This window comes from Pseudomonas sp. CC11G (assembly GCF_056174845.1).
This window is the reverse complement of sequence record NZ_JBWBZC010000001.1, coordinates 113,618-134,072: the sequence shown is the minus strand read 5'-3', so window position 1 is coordinate 134,072 and position 20,455 is coordinate 113,618. Positions and strand designations below refer to the sequence as shown.

At 60.9% G+C, this 20,455-nt stretch carries 20 protein-coding genes; 5 read left to right on the top strand and 15 right to left on the bottom strand.

Annotation, left to right across the window (positions count from 1 at the left end; all coding sequences use genetic code 11):
- The first annotated feature begins 31 nt into the window (after positions 1–31).
- On the top strand, positions 32–820 hold the full coding sequence (locus AC0V2S_RS00590; protein WP_475508079.1) for an SDR family NAD(P)-dependent oxidoreductase: 789 nt from the start codon (positions 32–34) through the stop codon (positions 818–820).
- Here AC0V2S_RS00590 and AC0V2S_RS00585 read toward each other — a convergent pair.
- Positions 817–2,298, bottom strand: a complete 1,482-nt coding sequence (locus AC0V2S_RS00585) for an AAA family ATPase (protein WP_475508078.1) — start codon at positions 2,296–2,298, stop codon at positions 817–819. The genes AC0V2S_RS00590 and AC0V2S_RS00585 overlap by 4 nt on opposite strands.
- Positions 2,299–2,353: 55 nt before the next feature.
- Here AC0V2S_RS00585 and AC0V2S_RS00580 point away from each other — a divergent pair, with 55 nt between their 5' ends.
- The 3 genes from AC0V2S_RS00580 to coq7 all read left to right on the top strand — a co-directional run bounded on the left by AC0V2S_RS00580 (position 2,354) and on the right by coq7 (position 4,212).
- Positions 2,354–2,692 carry a histidine triad nucleotide-binding protein gene (locus AC0V2S_RS00580; RefSeq protein ID WP_108099325.1) on the top strand — a complete coding sequence of 113 codons (339 nt, stop codon included), beginning with the start codon at positions 2,354–2,356 and terminating at the stop codon, positions 2,690–2,692.
- Positions 2,692–3,495, top strand: a complete 804-nt coding sequence (locus tag AC0V2S_RS00575; protein ID WP_475508077.1) for a formylglycine-generating enzyme family protein — start codon at positions 2,692–2,694, stop codon at positions 3,493–3,495. The genes AC0V2S_RS00580 and AC0V2S_RS00575 overlap by 1 nt, the downstream gene beginning before the upstream one ends.
- 69 nt (positions 3,496–3,564) lie before the next feature.
- On the top strand, positions 3,565–4,212 hold the full coding sequence (gene coq7 / locus AC0V2S_RS00570; protein ID WP_475508076.1) for a 2-polyprenyl-3-methyl-6-methoxy-1,4-benzoquinone monooxygenase: 648 nt from the start codon (positions 3,565–3,567) through the stop codon (positions 4,210–4,212).
- Between the two features lie 189 nt (positions 4,213–4,401).
- Here the strand turns inward: coq7 and speD are convergent, their stop codons facing one another.
- Together speD and AC0V2S_RS00560 are read right to left on the bottom strand one after the other, a co-directional pair.
- Positions 4,402–5,199, bottom strand: a complete 798-nt coding sequence (speD, locus tag AC0V2S_RS00565) for an adenosylmethionine decarboxylase (protein ID WP_475508075.1) — start codon at positions 5,197–5,199, stop codon at positions 4,402–4,404.
- Between the two features lie 264 nt (positions 5,200–5,463).
- Positions 5,464–5,886: an OsmC family protein gene (locus AC0V2S_RS00560; protein ID WP_122450745.1), complete on the bottom strand. Its 423-nt coding sequence runs from the start codon at positions 5,884–5,886 to the stop codon at positions 5,464–5,466.
- 236 nt (positions 5,887–6,122) lie between these two features.
- On the opposite strand from AC0V2S_RS00560, the gene crp reads away from it, so the two are divergent.
- On the top strand, positions 6,123–6,767 hold the full coding sequence (gene crp / locus AC0V2S_RS00555; RefSeq protein WP_108099316.1) for a cAMP-activated global transcriptional regulator CRP: 645 nt from the start codon (positions 6,123–6,125) through the stop codon (positions 6,765–6,767).
- A gap of 91 nt (positions 6,768–6,858) precedes the next feature.
- Here the strand turns inward: crp and trpC are convergent, their stop codons facing one another.
- The 12 genes from trpC to AC0V2S_RS00495 form a co-directional block, all read right to left on the bottom strand.
- A complete protein-coding gene (gene trpC / locus AC0V2S_RS00550) occupies positions 6,859–7,686 on the bottom strand; it encodes an indole-3-glycerol phosphate synthase TrpC (protein WP_475508074.1) in 828 nt (275 codons plus the stop codon).
- A complete protein-coding gene (gene trpD / locus AC0V2S_RS00545; protein WP_475508073.1) occupies positions 7,683–8,732 on the bottom strand; it encodes an anthranilate phosphoribosyltransferase in 1,050 nt (349 codons plus the stop codon). The genes trpC and trpD overlap by 4 nt, the downstream gene beginning before the upstream one ends.
- Positions 8,729–9,325 carry an anthranilate synthase component II gene (locus AC0V2S_RS00540; protein ID WP_475508072.1) on the bottom strand — a complete coding sequence of 199 codons (597 nt, stop codon included), beginning with the start codon at positions 9,323–9,325 and terminating at the stop codon, positions 8,729–8,731. The genes trpD and AC0V2S_RS00540 overlap by 4 nt, the downstream gene beginning before the upstream one ends.
- 12 nt (positions 9,326–9,337) lie before the next feature.
- On the bottom strand, positions 9,338–10,831 hold the full coding sequence (trpE, locus tag AC0V2S_RS00535) for an anthranilate synthase component I (protein WP_475508071.1): 1,494 nt from the start codon (positions 10,829–10,831) through the stop codon (positions 9,338–9,340).
- A 164-nt stretch (positions 10,832–10,995) separates the two neighbouring features.
- Positions 10,996–11,832, bottom strand: a complete 837-nt coding sequence (locus tag AC0V2S_RS00530) for a phosphoglycolate phosphatase (RefSeq protein WP_475508070.1) — start codon at positions 11,830–11,832, stop codon at positions 10,996–10,998.
- Positions 11,829–12,503, bottom strand: coding sequence for a ribulose-phosphate 3-epimerase (gene rpe, locus AC0V2S_RS00525; RefSeq protein WP_475508069.1), 675 nt, complete (start codon positions 12,501–12,503; stop codon positions 11,829–11,831). The genes AC0V2S_RS00530 and rpe overlap by 4 nt, the downstream gene beginning before the upstream one ends.
- 197 nt (positions 12,504–12,700) lie before the next feature.
- Positions 12,701–13,531 (bottom strand): ABC transporter permease, encoded by an 831-nt coding sequence (locus AC0V2S_RS00520; protein WP_475508068.1) that lies wholly within the window; start codon positions 13,529–13,531, stop codon positions 12,701–12,703.
- 15 nt (positions 13,532–13,546) lie between these two features.
- Positions 13,547–14,776, bottom strand: a complete 1,230-nt coding sequence (locus AC0V2S_RS00515) for an ABC transporter permease (protein ID WP_475508067.1) — start codon at positions 14,774–14,776, stop codon at positions 13,547–13,549.
- An 80-nt stretch (positions 14,777–14,856) separates the two neighbouring features.
- Positions 14,857–15,888 carry an ABC transporter substrate-binding protein gene (locus tag AC0V2S_RS00510; protein WP_475508066.1) on the bottom strand — a complete coding sequence of 344 codons (1,032 nt, stop codon included), beginning with the start codon at positions 15,886–15,888 and terminating at the stop codon, positions 14,857–14,859.
- Positions 15,889–15,950: 62 nt separating this feature from the next.
- Positions 15,951–17,063 carry an ABC transporter ATP-binding protein gene (locus AC0V2S_RS00505; RefSeq protein WP_475508065.1) on the bottom strand — a complete coding sequence of 371 codons (1,113 nt, stop codon included), beginning with the start codon at positions 17,061–17,063 and terminating at the stop codon, positions 15,951–15,953.
- A 308-nt stretch (positions 17,064–17,371) separates the two neighbouring features.
- On the bottom strand, positions 17,372–18,001 hold the full coding sequence (locus AC0V2S_RS00500) for a response regulator (RefSeq protein WP_475508064.1): 630 nt from the start codon (positions 17,999–18,001) through the stop codon (positions 17,372–17,374).
- A gap of 15 nt (positions 18,002–18,016) precedes the next feature.
- Positions 18,017–20,419, bottom strand: a complete 2,403-nt coding sequence (locus AC0V2S_RS00495; RefSeq protein WP_475508063.1) for a PAS domain-containing sensor histidine kinase — start codon at positions 20,417–20,419, stop codon at positions 18,017–18,019.
- Positions 20,420–20,455 lie beyond the last annotated feature (36 nt).

Sequence of the window (20,455 nt, the reverse complement as noted above, 5' to 3'; positions counted from 1 at the left end):
TCTGCATCTCACTAGCCGCGCGGAGAACCCCATGCCCCGTTATGCACTCGTAACCGGGGCCTCCAGCGGCATCGGTCTGGCCTTGGCTGAAGCCTTGGCCAGGCGCGGACGCAACCTGATTCTGGTGGCCCGTCAGCGCGATGTGCTGGAAAGCGTCGCCTGCGAATTCACCCAGCGCTTCGGCGTGGAGGTGCTGTTTCGCACCTGCAACCTCGCCCACCCCACCCAACTCACCGGCCTGATCCATGAACTGGAACAGGACGAGTTGCATATCGACCTGCTTGTAAACAATGCGGGCCTGGGTACATCGGGGCCGTTTCTCGACAGCGACTGGGGCCGCGAGCAGCAACAGCTAGAGGTCAATCTGCTAGCCCTCACCCGCCTCTGCCATGCCGTGGGCAACAGCATGGCGCTACAGGGCGGCGGGCAGATTCTGAATGTCGCTTCGGTTGCGGCGTTTCAACCGGGCCCCTGGATGAGCAGTTACTACGCCGGCAAGGCCTACGTACTGAACCTGTCCGAAGGCCTGCGCGAAGAACTGAAGGGCCGTGGTATCAAGGTGTCGGTGTTGTGCCCGGGGCCGACGCGCACCGCTTTTTTCCGCGGCGCCTCGATGGAAATGGGCAAGCTTGATAACAGCAAGCTGATGATGAGCGCCGAAGAGTTGGCGCTCTACACCGTGCGAGCGCTGGAGAAAAACCGCGCCATCATCATTCCCGGCTGGCGCAATCGCCTGGCCGCGCGCAGTTCACGCTTCGCCCCGCGTTGGCTGGTGCGCAAACTGGCCGCGGCAATCAACAAGCGCTTTACTGCGCACTAACCTGCCGACACGGTGCGGCCATGGGCCCAGGCGCGCAACTTGGCGAGGTCTTCGGCCATCACCACTGACAACGGCGCCGTGCTGCTGATGTTGCGCAGCAGCAACCCTTGATCCACCGCGTGTTGTTGCGCCTGCCCGGCATACAGCGCGCTGACCACCACTTGCTCGATCTCGGCGCCGGTAAACCCATCGCTCACCGTGGCAAGTTGTGCGAGGTCGAAGGCGGCAGGATCGAGCTCGCGGCGCAGCAGGTGGATGCGGAAAATATCGGCGCGAGTGTCAGCGTCCGGCAGGTCGACAAAGAACAGCTCATCGAAACGCCCCTTGCGCACCAGCTCCGGTGGCAGACGGTCGATGGCATTGGCGGTGGCCACCATAAAAACCGGTGCCTTGCGCTCGGCCATCCAGGTCAGCAAGGTGCCGAGCACGCGCTGGCTTACGCCGCCGTCCTGGTCGCCGCTGGCCAGGCCTTTTTCCACTTCATCCATCCACAGCACGCACGGCGCCATCTGCTCGGCTAGGCGCAGTGCTTCGCGCAGGTTGCGCTCGGTTTCGCCAAAAAATTTGTTGTACAGGCAGGCGAAGTCCAGACGCAGCAATGGCAAGCCCCAGAGCCCGGCCACGGCCTTGGCGGCCAGGCTTTTACCGCCGCCCTGCACGCCCACCAGCAGCATGCCTTTGGGCAGATCGGCCGCCTTGCCGGCGAGGAAAATATCCTGGCGCTCGGACAGCCAGCGCTTGAGGTTGAGCAAACCGCCGACCTCGGCAAACCGCGCGGTGTCGTGTTCAAAACTGAGCACGCCTTCCAGATCGAGCAGTTTGAATTTGGTCTTGTTCAGCTCCGGCAAATCTTCCTGAGTGATAGCGCCGTCGTTGCAAATCACCCCACGGGCCAGCACCCGCGCTTCGGCATGGCTCATGCCACGCAGGTTCTTCACCACCTGCTGCAACGTACGGTTGTCGGTGCGTACCCGCGCGCCGCGATTGCGCTCGCTCCAGCGCGCCGCTTCTTCGCGGACGATGGCCAGCAATTCGTCTTCGGAGGGCAGCGCCAAGGAGAAACGCGCGGCATAGCGCTGCACTTCCGGCGGCAGCTTCAAGGCGTGCGACACCAACACCACGGTGGGTTTATGCACGCCCTGCGCCATGGCGATTTCCTTGAGCAGGCGCACCAGCTTGGGGTTCTCGTCCATAAACGGGTGCAGATCGCACAGCACGTACAGGTTGGGCATCGGATCGTGCTTGATCAGGCGCAGCGCCGCTTCCGGCTCGAAGCTGGGCGCATCGCCCTGTGGGTCGCCGCCGAAGCCAAGCTTCTGCATGCCCTCGGTTACCGCCCAGGTGAACAGCCCCAGGCCGCGTTTTACCGCGAGGCTCGTGAGGGTTTCCATTACCCGCTGTTCGTCCCAGGACTCGATTACCACCAGCTTCACTTTGGAATCGAGCACCAGGCCCAAGTCATGGATATCGTTCTTCACACCTGCTCCCTATTGGGTAAACTCCGGCTTCCTATCGTCAGCTGGAGACCTGTCCGTGGACTGTCTGTTCTGCAAGATCGTCGCCGGGGACATTCCCGCGCGCAAGCTTTATGAAGACGACCAGGTTGTCGCGTTTCACGATATTGGCCCGCAGGCGCCAGTGCACTTCCTGGTCATCCCGAAAAAACATATCGCCACGTTGCATGACCTGGGCGAAGACGACAAAGCCCTGGCCGGCCATATGCTCTTCACCGCCCAGCGCCTGGCCAAAGAGCAAGGCTGCGAACAGGGCTTTCGCGCGGTGATGAACTGCAATGAAGATGGCGGGCAAACCGTTTACCACATTCATATGCACGTGCTCGGCAAACGCCAGCTGGCGTGGCCGCCGGGTTGATGCGGCAGTTTATAGCCCTGGGCCTGACCGGCTTGTTGAGCCTGCAGGCCGTTGCCGTTGAAGTCTTTCACGACACCCTCAACACCAATGAGCCCGGCCCTGAACTGGTGAAGGTGCCGGCCGGCCAGTTTCAGTTTGGCGACAGCACCGGGCGCGGCAACTACAACGAGCAGCCCGCGCACCTCATCACCATCGCTCAGCCGTTCGCCATCGGCCGTTTCGAGCTGACCTTTGCCGATTGGCAACGCTATACCCGGGCCACCGGCAAACCGCTGCCGGATAACGAAGGCTGGGGGCTATCCGAGCAGCGGCCAGTCATTCATGTGTCCTGGTTCGATGTGCAGAGTTATCTGCAGTGGCTGTCGAAAAGTACCGGCCAGCGTTATCGCCTGCCCACCGAGGCGGAGTGGGAATACGCCGCCCGAGCAGGCAGCAGCAGCTTTTATTGGTGGGGCGAACAGCTCGACAGCCCGGAAGACCATCCGCGCGCCCATTGTCGGGGCTGCGGCTCGCCGCGCTCAGACCAGTACAAAACCAGCCAGGTCGGCCAGTTCGCGCCCAATGCATTTGGCCTGTACGACACCGCCGGCAATGTCTGGGAATGGACTGCCTCGCGCTTCGTCACGCCCTTCGACGGCAGCGAGCAACAGGCCGCCGGTTTGCTCGACCAAAGCCCCCGAGTGGTGCGCGGCGGCGCCTGGAATGCCGGCCCAACCTATCTGCGCAGCAGCTTTCGTGACATGAAGCAGCCTGGCAAAGATGACTATGCTTTAGGTTTTCGCGTGCTCCGCGAGCTGCCCTGAACCGGCCAAGTGCCGCTTCTCGCCGATGATTGGAGTAAACTGCCCGCAGACTTTTCCGGAGGTAATCCTATGACTACCGAACGCCATTACTCCCCTGTCGACCGCCTGCTGCTGCAGGCCGACGCCGCCCTGCGTACCTTGCTGCCCTTCAGCGGCCAGCCTTATCGCCCCTCCCCGGCCCTGGTGCAACCCGACGTAGAACTGAACGCCGACGACACCCGCCACGTTGCCGGCCTGATGCGTGTCAACCACACCGGCGAGGTCTGCGCCCAGGCGCTGTACCAAGGCCAGGCCCTGACCGCCAAGCTGCCCCACGTGCGTAAAGCCATGGAGCACGCCGCCGAAGAAGAGATTGATCACCTGGCCTGGTGCGAACAACGCATCCGCGAACTGGGCAGCCACCCAAGCATTCTCAATCCGGTGTTTTATGGGTTGTCGTTTGGGGTGGGCGCGGTGGCCGGTTTGATCAGCGACAAGGTCAGTCTCGGCTTTGTGGCCGCCACTGAAGATCAGGTGTGCAAACATCTGGACGATCACCTCACGCAGATTCCCGTTGAAGACGAAAAGTCGCGGGCGATTCTGGAGCAGATGCTGAGCGATGAAGCGCAGCATTCGGCCAGCGCGCTGGAAGCCGGCGGTTATCGCTTTCCGCGGCCGGTGAAGTTCGGGATGAGTTTGTTGTCCAAGGTGATGACCAAGAGCACCTACCGCATCTGATTCGCCGCCCATAAAAAAGCCCGCTTACGCGGGCTTTTTGCTTTTTGCGTGTCTTGCCATCACGCCGTTCAAGAACGAGCGAGCTAGAGCAGTGCAAGGCGAAAAGGCTTTTTGAAGCGCAGTTGGCTGTAGCCAATGAGCATTCAAAAAGCCTTTTCAACGCAGCAATGCCGACGCGCAGCCGTTCGTTTAGCTAACGGGCACGTTACGGGCGTAGAAGATCTCGAGCATCTCGTGCTTTACACGCTTGGTCACGGTGTCACGTTGTTCGGTGGACAAATTCTGCGTGGCATCGCCAAACAGATAGTTATCCAGCTCGAACTCCTTGAGCAGCATCTTGGTGTGGAACAGGTTCTCCTGGTACACGTTCACGTCGGTCATCTGGTAGGCCGCTTGTGTGTCGTCGGAGAGGTAGTTCTGGATCGAGTTGATCTCGTGATCGATAAAGTGCTTCTTGCCTTCCACATCGCGGGTAAAGCCGCGTACGCGGTAGTCGACGGTGACGATGTCGGAGTCGAACTGGTGAATCAGGTAGTTGAGCGCCTTGAGCGGTGAAATCACGCCGCAGGTGGACACGTCGATATCCACGCGGAACGTGGCGATGCCGCTAACCGGGTGAATTTCCGGGTAGGTGTGCACAGTGATATGACTTTTATCCAGGTGCGCGAGGATGGTATCGGGGAGCGGGCCGGGGGATTCCTCGATCTGGCTTTCGGTCGGGGTGACCGGTTGCTCGGAGATCAGAATGGTCACGCTGGCGCCTTGCGGATCGTAATCCTGGCGGGCGATGTTGAGGATATTGGCACCGATAATGTCGACGACATCCGTGAGAATCTGCGTCAGCCGCGCTGCGTCGTACTCGGTATTGATGTACTGGACGTAGGCCTGCTGGTCTTCCGGCGTTTCCGCGTAGCAGATGTCATAGATGTTGAAGCTCAAGGTCTTCGTCAGGTTATTGAACCCGTGGAGCTTGAGTTTGCTTTTCACCGTAAGGAACTCTCTTTTAACGATGCGGCAAGGCCGCGTGATCGAGCATGCCCGTCAGTTGTGAACAACACAGCTGCGTAGGACGGTTAACACCTCTTCGCTTTGGCGATTTTGGGTATGGGTTCGTGGCGCTGCGCACCTGGCAGCGCCCCGGAAAAAGGGGCGCCATTATGCAGAGGTCGGCTAGCGGCTGCCAGCGCCTTTGCCACTGCTTTCGAACGAAAGAGTGTGCGCCACTTTTATGATGGGAACGTGTCGGGCTGATCAGCCCAGTTCGATGATTTCGTAGTCGTGGGTAATTTCCACGCCGCCACGGCCGAGCATGATCGAGGCCGAGCAGTATTTCTCGGCAGATAACTCCACCGCGCGCTTCACTTGCGCCTCTTTCAGACCGCGGCCTTTGACCACGAAGTGCACATGAATCTTGGTGAACACTTTGGGCTCTTCGCTGGCGCGTTCGGCTTCCAGGAATGCCTCGCAGCTTTCAACCGGTTGTCTGGATTTCTTCAGAATGCTGACCACATCGTAGTTGGTGCAGCCGCCCAGACCGATGAGCACCATCTCCATCGGACGCACGCCAAGGTTGCGTCCGCCGCTCTCCGGCGGGCCATCCATGACAACAACATGGCCGCTGCCAGACTCACCGAGAAAAAGAGCTTCGCCAGCCCACTGAATCCGCGCTTTCATTGCCACGCCTCCGCTGTTAAAAGGGACGGGCAGCTTAGCACAGGCTTATAGACCAACTTACTCAAGGCAGACAGGTCGATAGTTAGCTCCCACTGTTAGCCACGTCGCAAAACCGACTAACGGGGGTGACTGTCTGTTAAGCTGGCGACAAATTACTGGCACACTTGCTCGAATAACCAAAAAAAACTTTGCTGCTAGACAAAGGGTTACATCTTATTTTTCTTCGGGGCTAGGGCATGGTAGCTATAACTCTCACACCAAAAATCAAGAACATCGACAAACTGCTCGCGCATTGTCACCGTCGTCGTTACACCGCTAAAAGCACCATCATCTACGCAGGTGATCGCGGCGAGACGTTGTTCTTCATTGTCAAAGGTTCGGTCACCATTCTTATCGAGGATGACGACGGCCGGGAAATGATCATTGCCTATCTCAACTCCGGTGATTTCTTCGGTGAGATGGGGCTGTTCGAAAAGGACGGCATCGAGAAAGAACGCAGCGCCTGGGTGCGGGCAAAAACCGAATGCGAGGTGGCTGAGCTCAGCTACGCCAAATTCCGCGAACTCACCCAGCAAGACCCGGACATCCTCTACGCCCTGGGCAGCCAGATGGCTGAGCGCCTGCGCAACACCACGCGCAAGGTCGGCGACCTGGCCTTCCTCGACGTTACTGGCCGCGTAGCACGCACCCTGCTCGATCTGTGCAAACAGCCCGACGCCATGACCCACCCCGACGGTATGCAAATCAAGATCACCCGTCAGGAAATCGGCCGCATTGTCGGTTGCTCGCGGGAGATGGTGGGACGTGTCCTCAAGGCGCTTGAAGAACAAGGCCTGGTCAACGTCAAAGGCAAAACCATGGTGGTGTTCGGAACCCGCTAAGCCCACAAGGCTCGGATAAAAACGCGAACAATAAAAAGGCCAGCTTCGGAGCTGGCCTTTTTATTTGTGCTCGGTTTTCGACAGATTCCCATCAGTCGATACTCACAGGCCCTTTGCGCTCCGGGAAAAACAGCCGCTGCAGTTCCAGCCCCGGATTGGTCGCGCGCATAAACGCCTCGCCCACCAGAAAGCCGTACACGTTGCTGATTTCCATCAGCTCCACATCGGCGCGGTTCATGATGCCGCTTTCGGTCACCACCATGCGGTCGCGGGGAATACGCGGCAGCAGGTCGAGGGTGGTTTCCAGGCTAACTTCAAAGGTGTGCAAGTTGCGGTTGTTGATGCCCACCAGCGGGGTATCCAACACCTTCAGCGCACGGTCGAGTTCTTCGCCGTCGTGTACTTCTACCAGCACATCGAGGTTCACCGACTTGGCCACAGCGGCCAGTTCGGCCATCTGCACATCATCCAGTGCCGACACGATCAACAAAATGCAGTCGGCACCAAGGGCGCGGGACTCTACGATCTGATACGGGTCGATCATAAAGTCTTTGCGAATCACCGGCAGGCCGCATGCGTTGCGGGCCAGTTGCAGGTAATGATCTGCGCCCTGGAAGAAGTCGATATCGGTAAGTACCGAAAGACAGGCCGCGCCGCCGGCTTCGTAGCTCTGGGCAATTTCAATCGGGTCGAAGTTTTCCCGCAACACGCCTTTGCTCGGCGACGCTTTCTTCACCTCGGCAATCACACCCGGCCGCTTGGCCTTGGCCGCTGCCAGCAAGGCATTGGCAAAACCACGTGGCGCATCAGCCGCACGGGCTTCACGCTCCACTTCGGCCAGGCTTACCACCGCCTTGCGCGCGGCCACTTCTTCGGCCTTGCGGGCGAGAATTTTCTCCAGGACGGTAGGCACACTCACGCTTGATTCTCCTGGCGGAACACCGCCGTAAAGGACGCCAATTCTTCCATTTTTTCCCGGGCCAAACCGGTGTGGAGGGCGTCATGGGCCAGCTGCACACCTTCATGCAGGCTAGTCGCTAAATCGGCGGCATACAGGGCAGCGCCCGCATTCAGCACAATCAAATCACCGGCTTTTTTGCCGGCTTCGGTTTTGCGTCGGCCCAAGGCATCGCGAATCAGCTCCAGCGAGGCCGCCGGGCTGGCCACTTCCAGGCCCATGAGGGTCTGGCTGGTGATGCCGAAATCTTCCGGACGCACGTCGTACTCGGTGATCTCGCCGTTTTTCAGCTCGGCCACGTGGGTCGCGGCGGCCAGACTGAATTCGTCCAGGCCATCACGCGAATGCACCACCAGAATATGCTCGCTGCCCAGGCGCTTGAGCACCTCGGCCAGCGGGCGGCACAGCTCCTGGCTGAACACGCCGACCACCTGGTGTTTGACGCCCGCCGGGTTGGTCAACGGGCCGAGCATATTGAACAGGGTGCGCAAACCCATTTCGCGGCGCGGACCGGCCGCATGTTTCATGGCCTTGTGGTGCACCTGGGCGAACATAAAACCAACGCCCACGCTGTCGATGCACCGCGCGACCTGCACCGGGGTCAGCTCCAGAAAAATACCGGCGGCTTCCAGCAAGTCGGCGCTGCCGCTCTTGCCCGACACCGCGCGGTTACCATGCTTGGCCACCTTGCCGCCGGCCGCCGCGACGACGAACGCCGCCGCCGTGGACACGTTGAAGATATTGGCGCCATCGCCGCCGGTGCCAACCACGTCGACCACATGCTTGAGGGTCGGCAGTTCAACCTGCGCCGCCAGCTCACGCATCACCGATACGGCGCCGACGATCTCGTCGATGGTTTCGCTCTTCATGCGCATGCCCATCAGGAAGGCACCGATCTGCGCGTCGGTGCACTGCCCGGTCATGATTTCGCGCATGACGTCCTGCATTTCTTCGGTGGTCAGGTCGAGCTGAGCGACCACGCGGTTAAGCGCTTCTCTGATATTCATGCGCGCACACCCCCGGTTTGCTTGAGGAAGTTGGCAAACAGCTCATGGCCTTGTTCCGACAGGATGGATTCCGGGTGGAACTGCACGCCTTCGATGTTCAGCGTTTTGTGGCGCAGGCCCATGATTTCGTCCACCGAGCCGTCTGCGTGTTGGGTCCAGGCGGTCACTTCCAGGCAGTCCGGCAGGGTTTCCAACTTGACGATCAACGAGTGGTAACGGGTGACGGTCAGCGGGTTGTTCAAACCTTCGAAGACGCCGGTGTTGTTGTGGTACACGGCGCTGGTCTTGCCGTGCATCACCTGACGGGCGCGCACCACGTCACCGCCAAACGCCTGGCCGATGCTCTGGTGGCCCAGGCAGACGCCGAGGATCGGCAGCTTGCCGCCCAGTTCGTCGATGGTTTCGATGGAAATACCGGCTTCGCTCGGCGTGCATGGGCCTGGCGAGACTACGATGCGCTCGGGCTTGAGGGCGGCAACGTCAGCCACGGTCAGCTCGTCGTTGCGCACCACTTTTACGTCGGCACCCAGCTCGCCCAGGTACTGCACGACGTTGTAGGTAAAGGAGTCGTAGTTGTCGATCATTAACAGCATGGCAGGTGCTCCTTAAACGTCGGCAGACGGGGTGGTGGTTTGTTCGGCCAATGCCACCGCACGGAACATCGCGCGGCGCTTGTTCAGCGTCTCTTCCCATTCCAGCGCCGGCACCGAGTCGGCAACAATGCCGCCACCGGCCTGCACATGCAGTTCGCCGTTCTTGATCACGGCGGTGCGAATCGCGATGGCCGTGTCCATATTGCCGTTCCAGGCCAGGTAACCCACCGCGCCGCCGTAGACGCCACGTTTGACCGGCTCCAACTCGTCGATGATTTCCATGGCGCGAATCTTCGGTGCCCCCGACAACGTGCCCGCCGGCAGAATCGCCCGCAGCGCATCCATCGCCGTCAGCCCGCTTTTCAGCTGACCGGTGACGTTGGAGACGATATGCATCACGTTGGAGTAGCGCTCGATCACCATTTTTTCGGTGAGTTTTACCGTGCCGATTTCGGACACCCGACCGGTGTCGTTACGACCCAGGTCGATGAGCATCAAGTGCTCGGCGATTTCCTTGGCATCGGCCAGCAGGTCTTCTTCCAGCGCACGGTCGGCTTCTTCGGTAGCACCACGCGGGCGCGTGCCGGCAATCGGGCGCACGGTGATCAGGTTGTCTTCAACGCGCACCAGCACTTCCGGCGAACTGCCGACGACATGGAAGTCGCCGAAGTTGAAGAAGTACATATAAGGAGTGGGGTTGAAGCAGCGCAGCGCCCGGTACAAATCGATAGGCGCGGCCTTGAAGTCGATGGACATGCGCTGCGACGGCACCACCTGCATGCAGTCGCCGGCCAGGATGTATTCCTTGATGGTATCGACCGAACGCTCATAGTCCTCGCGGGTAAAGCTGGAGCGGAAGTTCGGCTCGATGCCGGACTCCTTGGTGAAGTCCAGGCCACGGCGTGGAGTGATCGGCTGACGGAGTTTTTCCAGCAGCTCTTCCAGGCGGGCCAGGCCGTCTTCGTAGGCGTTCGGCTGCGCCGGGTCGGCCAGCACAATCGCGTGCATCTTGCCGGCCAGGTTGTCGAACACCACCACGGCATCGGACACCATCAGCAGAATATCCGGCACGCCAATCGGGTCCGGATTCGGGCTCTTGCCCAGACGTTTCTCTACATAGCGTACGCAGTCGTAACCGAAGTAACCCACCAGGCCACCGTTGAAGCGCGGCAGGCCGGCGATGGTCGGCACGTTGTAGCGGGCTTTGAAGGTTTCGACGAAGGCCAGCGGGTCTTCACTTTCCAGGCTTTCGATCTCGACGCCGTCGTGGGTCACGCTGACGTGGTGGTCATGCACACGCACCACGGTGCGGCATGGCAGACCAATGATCGAGTAACGCCCCCACTTCTCGCCGCCCTGAACGGACTCGAGCAAGTAGGAATTGGGTTGGTCGGCCAGCTTCAGGTAGATCGACAGCGGCGTGTCGAAGTCGGCCAGGGTTTCGCAGGCAAGCGGGATGCGGTTATAGCCTTCAGCGGCTAGACGCAGGAATTCTTCGCGGTTCATGTAAACAGCCTCATGGCTTGAGGGTAAAAACCTGACTGCGGTTGCGAAGCCGCGGGACTATCAGCAGTCTTTCAACTGCGTGCCCTCGCTGGGGTACTCGCAACCGTATTGCTCAGGTTTAGGGTCGTAATGGCAAACACACCGGAGAACCGGCCAGGCTCGAATCAGGCGCGCCAACGCCAGCGGGCCAGGGCCTTGAGGATTTTCATCCCGGATTTGACGAACCAGTGTTTGCGGGTGACCACCACGATGGCATCTCTTGGGCGGGGGGATTTGACAGCGTCGGGCAACATTATCTCAGCGGCAGGCTCGACGCAATCAGGCAGCAGTTCGCGCAGATCGTCGATAACCAGGGCCGGATCTTCATCGCGAATCGGGCGGCCATGGTTGTAGCCATAACTCATCGCGATGCACTGCACGCCGGCGGCTTTGGCGGCCAACACGTCGCTGCGCGAATCGCCGATAAATATCGCCTCGGCCGCCGACACTTCGGCCATCTGCATCACCACATTCAATGCAGCCGGATCGGGCTTTTGTTGCGGCAGGGTGTCGCCGCCGATGATCCAGCGAAAGTAACGACCAATGCGCATCTCATCGAGCAACGGCCCTACAAACCGCTCGGGTTTGTTGGTGATCAGCGCCATCTCGATGCCTTGGCTTTTCAACCATTTCAGCGTTTCACGCACGCCGGGATACAAGGCGCTCAGGGAATGGTTGTCCGCGTACAGCTCCATAAAGATCGCCAACGCCTGCTCGGTGTCTTCCTCGCTGACCGCCTCGTGGTCCATGCCACCGGCCAGGGCGCGCCGCACCAGCACCCGCACGCCATTGCCGACCCAGGTACGTACCTGTTCGATGCCGGCGGCAGGACGGTCGAGCTGGTTGAGCATCTGGTCGACGGCGGCGGCCAGGTCTGGCACCGAGTCGATCAACGTGCCGTCCAGGTCAAACATCACCAGGCGCGGCATGCGCCCGGCGAGCACCTGCGCAAAGCCGCTCATGGGCGGGCGAGCGCGAGTTCGGCGCGCATCTGAGCGATGACGGCCGCGTAGTCCGGAGTATTGAAGATGGCCGAGCCGGCCACGAAGGTGTCAGCGCCGGCAGCGGCGATTTCACGGATGTTCTGCACGTTCACGCCGCCGTCGATTTCCAGGCGGATATCCCGGCCGGACGCCTCGATAAGCGCGCGCGCTTCGCGCAGCTTGTCGAGGGTGCCAGGGATAAACTTCTGCCCGCCAAAGCCTGGGTTCACGCTCATGAGCAAAATCATGTCGACCTTGTCCATCACGTACTTGAGGCTTTCCAGCGAGGTGGCCGGGTTGAACACCAGACCGGCCTTGCAGCCACCGGCTTTGATCAACTGCAGGGAGCGGTCGATGTGCTGGGAGGCTTCAGGGTGGAAGGTGATGTAGGTGGCGCCGGCGTCGATAAAGTCGCCGATGATGCGGTCCACCGGGGAGACCATCAGGTGCACGTCGATTGGTGCAGTAACGCCGTACTTGCGCAGTGCCGTGCAGACCATCGGGCCGATGGTGAGGTTGGGTACGTAGTGGTTGTCCATCACATCGAAGTGGACGATGTCGGCGCCAGCGGCAAGGACGTTATCCACTTCTTCACCCAGGCGGGCGAAGTCGGCGGAGAGAATGGATGGGGCAATAGCGAAAGGTTGCATGGCGCACCTCATGACAAATCAAGGCGCGCATTGTACCCGAGGCGTTCAGGATTTCGCCTGTCATGTATCAGGCGGTAACCTGCTGCTTTGGTAGGGGGAGATCAAAAGCATCGCGGCTAAAGCCGCTCCCACATGGAGTTGCGAACCCTGTGGGAGAGGCTTCAGCCTCGATTTCCTGGAAACGACGATTTCCGGCCTCAGCTCTCGCTAGACGAAGTCCGCAGCTTCTCACTGCGCCCACGCAACCACTCCAGCGTCAGCAGCAACACGATGGAGAAACCAATCAACAAGGTTGCCGCCGCCGCAATCGTCGGGCTGAGGTTTTCGCGGATACCGCTGAACATCTGCCGTGGCAAGGTCGCCTGGCCGGGGCCGGCGAGGAACAGGGTCACCACCACTTCATCGAACGAGGTGGCGAACGCGAACAGCGCCCCGGAAATCACCCCCGGCGCAATCAGCGGCAAAGTCACCCGGCGAAACGCGGTAATCGGCGAAGCACCCAGGCTGGCCGCCGCTCGCACCAGGTTGTAGTTGAAGCCCTGCAAGGTGGCCGACACGGTGATGATCACAAAGGGCACGCCAAGCACGGCATGCACCACGATCAGCGACAGGTAGCTGTTGCCCAGCCCCAGCGGCGCGAAGAACAGGTAGCTGGCCACACCGACGATCACCACCGGCACCACCATCGGCGAAATCACCAGGCTCATCACCAGCGCCTTGCCGCGAAACTCGCCACGGGTAAGGCCGATGGCCGCCAGGGTGCCGAACACCATGGCCAGCACGGTGGCGGCCGGGGCGACGATCAGGCTGTTTTTCAGCGAGCGCATCCAGTCGGCTGAGGCGAAGAAGTCCTGGTACCAGTGCAGCGAAAAGCCTTGCAGCGGGTACACCAGAAAACTGCCGGAGTTGAACGACAGCGGCACGATCACCAGCACCGGCAGAATCAGAAACAGCAGCACCAGCGCGCACAGGCCGCGCAAGGCGTAGTACCACACGCGTTCAATCGGAGACATATAAGGGCTTTGCATCGAATGTTCTCCTTATCAGCTCAGGCGCAGGCGGCTTGCGCCCACCAGCCAGCTGTAAACCACGTAGAGGGCCAGGGTGGCGAACAGCAGCAGGCCGCCCAGAGCCGTGGCCATGCCCCAGTTGATACTGGTGTTGGTGTAGAAGGCGACGAAGTAGCTGACCATCTGATCGGTCGGGCTGCCGAGCAGCGCCGGGGTGATGTAGTAGCCAATCGCGAGAATGAACACCAACAGGCAACCGGCGCCGACACCGGCCAACGTCTGCGGAAAGTACACACGCCAGAAGCTCGCGAACGGGTGGCAGCCCAAGGAAATCGCCGCACGCATATAGGTCGGCGAGATGCCCTTCATCACGCTGTAGATCGGCAGAATCATAAACGGCAGCATGATGTGCACCATGGCGATATAGACCCCAGAGCGGTTGAACACCAGCTCCAGCGGCTTATCGATAATGCCCATGGCCAGTAACGCGCTGTTGATCAGCCCGCCGGACTGCAGCAACACGATCCAGGCCGCCACGCGCACCAGAATCGAGGTCCAGAACGGCAGTAGCACCAGAATCATCAGCAGGTTGCTCTGCCGCGACGGCAGGTTGGCCAGCAGGTACGCCAGCGGATAGGCCAACACCAGGCAGATGGCGGTAATCACCAGGCCCATCCAGAAGGTGCGGGCGAAGATATCCAGGTAAATGGCCTGGTCCGGAGTGGCCGGCGCCACTTCGCCGACATCGTCGATGCGGTGATCGACAGCCGCCAGCAGGTAGTACGGCGTCACGCTGCTGGTATTGCGGCGAATCACCTGCCAGTACGCCGGGTCGCCCCAACGCTCGTCCAACCCTTCCAGCGCTTCTTTATAAGAGGCCGGCGTTTCGGCGAACGGCAGCGCTTTGGCGGTTTTCATCAGCAGGCTGCGGTAGCCGGCCGATTCCATATTCAGACGCTTGGACAGATCGCCCAAGACTTGATTCTTGCGGGCCTCGCCCAGGTCTTCGCTGATGGCTTGGTACACCGGCTCAGCGGGCAAGCCTTTGCCATCCCATGCAGCCACGGCGACCACGGTACGCGGCAACCCATTGACCACTTCTGGGTTGGCGACGCTCTTGTAAAGCAGCGCCACGATCGGCACCAGAAACACCAGCAGCAGAAACAGCACCAGCGGCGCGATCAGCGCTTGTGCCTTGAGGCGATTGACGCGCTCGGCACGCGCGAGGCGTTGTTTCAAGGTGGGCATCGGGACGGCAGCCATAACGAACTCCGGAATAAAACTCTGAAAACGCCACCTGCGCATCAACGCAAGTGGCGGTCTTGCTCACATCGACAGCGGTATTACTTGGCAGCCCACGAGTTGAAGCGCTGCTCCAACTGCTCACCGTTATCCGCCCAGAAGGTCACGTCGATCTGTACTTGATCGGCGATGTTTTCCGGGGTGGTCGGCATATCTTTCAGGATGCCCTTGTCTAGCAGCGCAACGGCTTTGGAGTTGGCCGGGCCGTACGCGATGTTTTCCGAGTAGATCTTCTGCTGCTCAGGCTGAACCGAGTAGGCGATGAACTTCTTGGCTTCTTCGGCGTTTTTCGCACCCTTCGGAATGGCCCAGGCGTCGAAGTCGTAGATGCCGCCGGTCCACACCACTTTCAGGTTGCTTTCTTTCTGCACGGCCGCGATACGACCGTTGTAAGCCGAGCTCATTACCACGTCACCGGAGGCGAGGTATTGCGGCGGTTGAGCGCCGGCTTCCCACCACTGGATATTCGGTTTCAGCTCATCAAGTTTCTTGAACGCGCGGTTCTGGCCGTCTTTGCTGGCCAGCACTTTGTAGACGTCTTTCGGCGCGACGCCGTCGGCCATCAGGGCGAATTCCAGGGTGTACTTGGCGCCTTTACGCAGGCCACGTTTGCCGGGGAACTTGGTGGTGTCCCAGAAATCGGCCCAGCTGGTCGGTGCGGTTTTCAGTTTGTCGGCGTTGTAGGCCAACACGGTGGACCACACGAAGAAGCCCACGCCGCAGCTCTGAATGGCGCCCGGCACGTAGTCGGCCTTGTTGCCGAACAGCGCGGGGTCGAGGGTTTCGAACATGTCTTCGTCGCAGCCGCGCGACAGTTCTGGCGACTCTACTTCCACCAGGTCCCAGGACACGCTGTTGGTGTCGACCATGGCTTTGACCTTGGCCATTTCACCGTTGTATTCACCGGCGACGATCTTGCCTTTGCCAGCGGCTTCCCACGGCTCATAGAACGCTTTGACCTGCGCTGCCTTGTTCGCTCCCCCGAACGAGATAACGGTCAGATCGGCCGCCATGGACTGAGCGGCAACCGCCAGCCCAAGTGCCACGGTGACGAGTTTGAGTGCTTGTTTCATTGTTGTTTTCTCCACAGTGCTGAGTTGAATGACGCGATAACCAACTGCGAACTTCAAAGCGGTCAGGCTTGTTCCAGAAGCGGGTCCAAAGCTCTGACGTGTTCCACTTGCCAGCCGAGGGGTACGACGTCGCCCACTGCCAATGCCGGATCGAGATCGGCGATGGGTTGTTTGACGTAGAAGTCGGCCTTGCCACACACCTCCAGACGCACACGCACGTGGTCGCCCAGGTAGATAAATTCGGCCACACGGCCGGAGAATCGGTTGCTGCACACATCGCTGGCGCTGTTGATCAGCACGCGTTCGGGGCGTACCGAGAGCGTCACCGGCTCTCCGGGCTGCCCGACGTTGACGGCCAGCGCATTGACCTTCTCGCCACGCGCCAGCTCGACCACGCAGCGTTCGCCATCACGGCTGACCAGACGGCCATTGAGGCGGTTGTTCTCGCCGATAAAGTTGGCGACAAAGGTGTTTTTGGGTTCTTCGTAGAGGGTGCGTGGCGGGGCGATTTGCTGGATTTCGCCCTGGTGGAATACCGCCACGCGGTCGGACATGGTCAGCGCTTCGCCCTGGTCGTGGGTCACGTACACCACGGTTACGCCCAGACGTTGGTGCAGGTGTTTGATCTCCATCTGCATATGCTCTCGCAGCTGTTTATCCAGCGCGCCCAGCGGCTCATCCATCAGCACCAGCTGCGGCTCGAACACCAACGCACGGGCCAAGGCCACACGCTGTTGCTGGCCGCCGGACAACTGGCCGGGATAACGATTGCGGAAGCTGTCGAGCTGCACCATGGACAGCGCACGTTTGACCCGCTCGCTGACATCGGTCTTGTTCATGCCGCGCACGGTCAGCGGGAAGGCCAGGTTTTCGGCCACGGTCATGTGCGGGAACAGCGCGTAGTTCTGGAACACCATGCCGATATCGCGCTTGTGCGGCGGCACGTTGTTGATGGAGCGACCGGCCAGTTGAATTTCGCCGCTGGTGGGCGTTTCAAAGCCGGCGAGCATCATAAGGCTGGTGGTCTTGCCCGAGCCGGACGGCCCCAGCAGGGTGAGAAACTCGCCTTTGCGAATGTCCAGGTTGAGGTCTTTGACGATGAGGTTCTCGCCGTCGTAGCTCTTCTGAACGCCACGAAAGCTGACCAGCACATCGTTGACTTGCGACTCGACCATGACCCCACCCTTTTGATTTTGTACGTCGTGCCTTAAGGCTAGAGAACCCTGCAGGCAGCGCAAATCGGGGGCTATGAGAGATTGCTATAAGCAAGCCGGAAGACTGAGGGTAGGGATTGCCCTACCCCGGTGGCGTAATTGGGTATTGCCAGATGGGGGAATGGGGAGGCAGAGCGGGTGGTTGGGTTAATCGCGTCGTAAATAGATAAGCGCCGCGAACTCTTTGTAGGAGCGAGCTTGCTCGCGAATCGGTTTAACGCCGACCAAAGAGCTTCGCGAGCAAGCTCGCTCCTACAGACTTTTGATGGTCAGACCAACTTGTGTTCCATTGCGTACTTGACCAGGTCCGCCACCGAACTGGCATTGAGCTTCTGCATCAACCGCGCCTTATGGGTGCTGATGGTCTTGTTGCTCAGCGCCAGTTGCTGGGCAATGTCGTTGACGTTGGCGCCCTGCACAAGACGCTCGAACACGGAAAACTCGCGCTCTGACAACCGCGTGTGCAGGGGCCGCGAATCGGTAAGCCCCACTTCGAACACCATGCGGTCGGCCAGGTCCGGGTCGATATAGCGGCCACCCGCTGCCACCCGGCGAATCGCCGTGAGCAGCAACGCCGGATCGCTGTCTTTGGTGGCATATCCGGCCGCGCCGGCCTTGAGCGCACGGGCGGCCATCTGCGCTTCGTCGTGCATCGACAACACCAGAATTGCCGGCGGATTGGTCAGCGCGCGAATCCTTGGAATCGACTCCAGCCCGTTGACGCCCGGCATGGAGATATCCAGCAGCACCACTTCGCACTCGGTCTGGCGCAGGGTTTCCAACAACTGCTCGCCGTTACTCGCTTCGCCGACCACGCAGAGGTCTTTGGCCAGGCCAATCAGCTGTTTGATGCCTTCACGAACAATGGTGTGGTCTTCGGCGACCAGTACACGAATCACGGCAATTGCTCCTAGCTACAGCAATGGATTTTGGGCCAACGGAATATGCACAGTCAGGCTGGTGCCCTCGCCCACCTGGCTGTCCAGGCGCAGCGTGCCGCCGAGCATCAGCACACGCTCGCGCATGCCCACCAAACCGAACGAGGCGCTGCGCCCCGGCTGGGCGACAAAGCCGATACCGTCATCGACCACGGTCAGGCACAGGTCGTCACCTTCGAGCGCCAGACGCAGTTCCACAGTATGCGCCTGGGCGTGGCGCATCACGTTGGTCAGCGCTTCTTGCAGAATACGGAACAGGCCGATGGCCTTGGCGTCGGCCAGCGCTGGCAGGTTGTCCGGCACCTGCACGATGCACGGAATTTGCGTACGCGCTTCAAAGCGCTGGGCTTGCCATTCGATGGCCGAGGCAATGCCGGCATCCAGAATCGGCGGACGCAATGCGGTGGCCACATCGCGCACCAGCTGGAACAGGTTGGCGATCAGCCGTTTCATGCTGTTCAGGCGGTCCTGCAAACCGGGGTCGAGCTCGGCATAGGCCAGTTCGCACATCGAGGTTTCCAGCTTCAACACGGTGAGCACCTGACCGAGTTCGTCATGCACTTCGCGGGCGATGCGGGCTTTTTCTTCTTCACGCACGCTTTCCAGGTGCGCCGACAACTCGCGCAATTGGGCGCGGGAATCGGCCAGTTCCAGCTCGATGCGTTTGTTGTCGGTGATGTCCCAGGCAATGCCGTCCCACACCACCGAGTTGTCATCCAGCCGCCGGGCCATGGCCTTGATATCGGCCCAACGTTGCTCGCCGCCCTTGGTCAGGATGCGGCCTTGCCAATGCCAGTCGCGGTCGTTGGCGAAAGCGAGGTCCTGACTGCCGTGGTAGCTGGCTTTGTCTTCGCTGTAGACGAGGCTGCGCAGGCCACGGTCCGGCGCCTGCAACACGGCGGCGGGGTAGCCGACCATGCCTTCGCTGCCGTCGCTGATAAACGCGAAGTCGACCTCGGCGCCGGCATGCGGCCGCTCCAGGCGAAACACCATGCCTGGCACGTTGGCGGCGATGCCCTGCAGACGTGCCTGGCTTTCCTGCAACGCGGCCAGGGCGCGGCGGCGCTCGGTGACGTCGGTGATATACACCACCAGGTATTCGGCCTGACGAAAGCGCAGAAAGCTCAGCGACACATCGGCCGGCAACGTGCTGGCGTCAAAGCGCAGCAACGTACTTTCAAAACTCAGCGGCTCGCCGTCGCTGCCGCGGGCGCGCTTCCACAGCGCCAGCCAGCGGTCCATATGCAGGTTGGGGTCGAAGGCCGCCAGCGGCCGCTCCACCACGCCGCCGGCCGGGTAGCCGAGCATCTGTTCGGCAGCGCGGTTGGCGTAGCGCACGTGGCTGTCCCAGTTGACCCAGAGAATGCCGACGGTGCTCTGGTCGATGGAAAACTGCGTCAGGCGCAGCGCTTCTTCGGCGGCCTCGCGCAGCTGCAACGCATGCCGCGCTTCCAGCAACCCGCGCTCCAGGCCGCGCACCTGGCGGCGTAGCCAGAACAGGCAGGCCACTGCCGCCAACAGCAACACCGCAAACAGACTGGTGAGGTTTTGCCAGAAGCCCGGCGACTCGCTCAGGCGCGGGTATTTGATTTGCACCCATCGGTTATGCAGTTGGTCGAGCTGCTTGGGCGAGAGGCCGGCCAGGGCCTTGTCGATCAACCCGGACAGCTCCGGCCAGTCGCGCCGCGAGGCCACACGCAACAATTGCGGAAAGCCGATATCGCCGACCACCGCCAACTCGCCAAACTCCGCTTCGCCGGATAAACGACTGAGCTGCGCTTCGTCGATCACCACGTATTTCACTTGCTGGGCGAGCAGGTATTGCAGTGCCTGACGCTCGTTCTCGACGCCTCGCAGGTTGAGGTTGGAATAGGACGTGCGCAGGTAATCGGCGACGGGGCTGGGCATGCGCACGGCGACTGGAGCGCTGGCGCCCAACTGCTCGAAATCCACCGCAGCACCACCCACCCGAGCGCCGACCACCAGCTGTGGCACGCGCATATAAGGGTCGGAGAAGATCCATTGGCGCAAGCCCAGCGGGGTTTGCATCTGCCCGGGGGCGAGGTCGAACAGGCGCGCCTGGGCGGCGGCTTCGAGGGCGGCCTGGTCGGGGTAGGTTTGCCACAGCAGCTCAACATTCAGCGCGGCGGCCAGGGCTTTCATCAGGTCGATATGGGCGCCCGACAGCTTCTGCACGCGGCGGTCCATCTGCGCGTAGGGCGCTTGCAGCACGACACCGACGCGCAGTTGCTTGTGCGCGGCCAGCCAGTCGCTTTGCTCGGCACTCAATGTCAGCGCCGGTGCTGGCGTCTCGCTGAAAGCCGCGCCCGGCAGCAGCGCAATCAGCAGCAACCAGGTGCCCAGGACGTAACGGATCATCCCCAGCAAACCTCGGTGACGGGGTGGAAAGCGGCC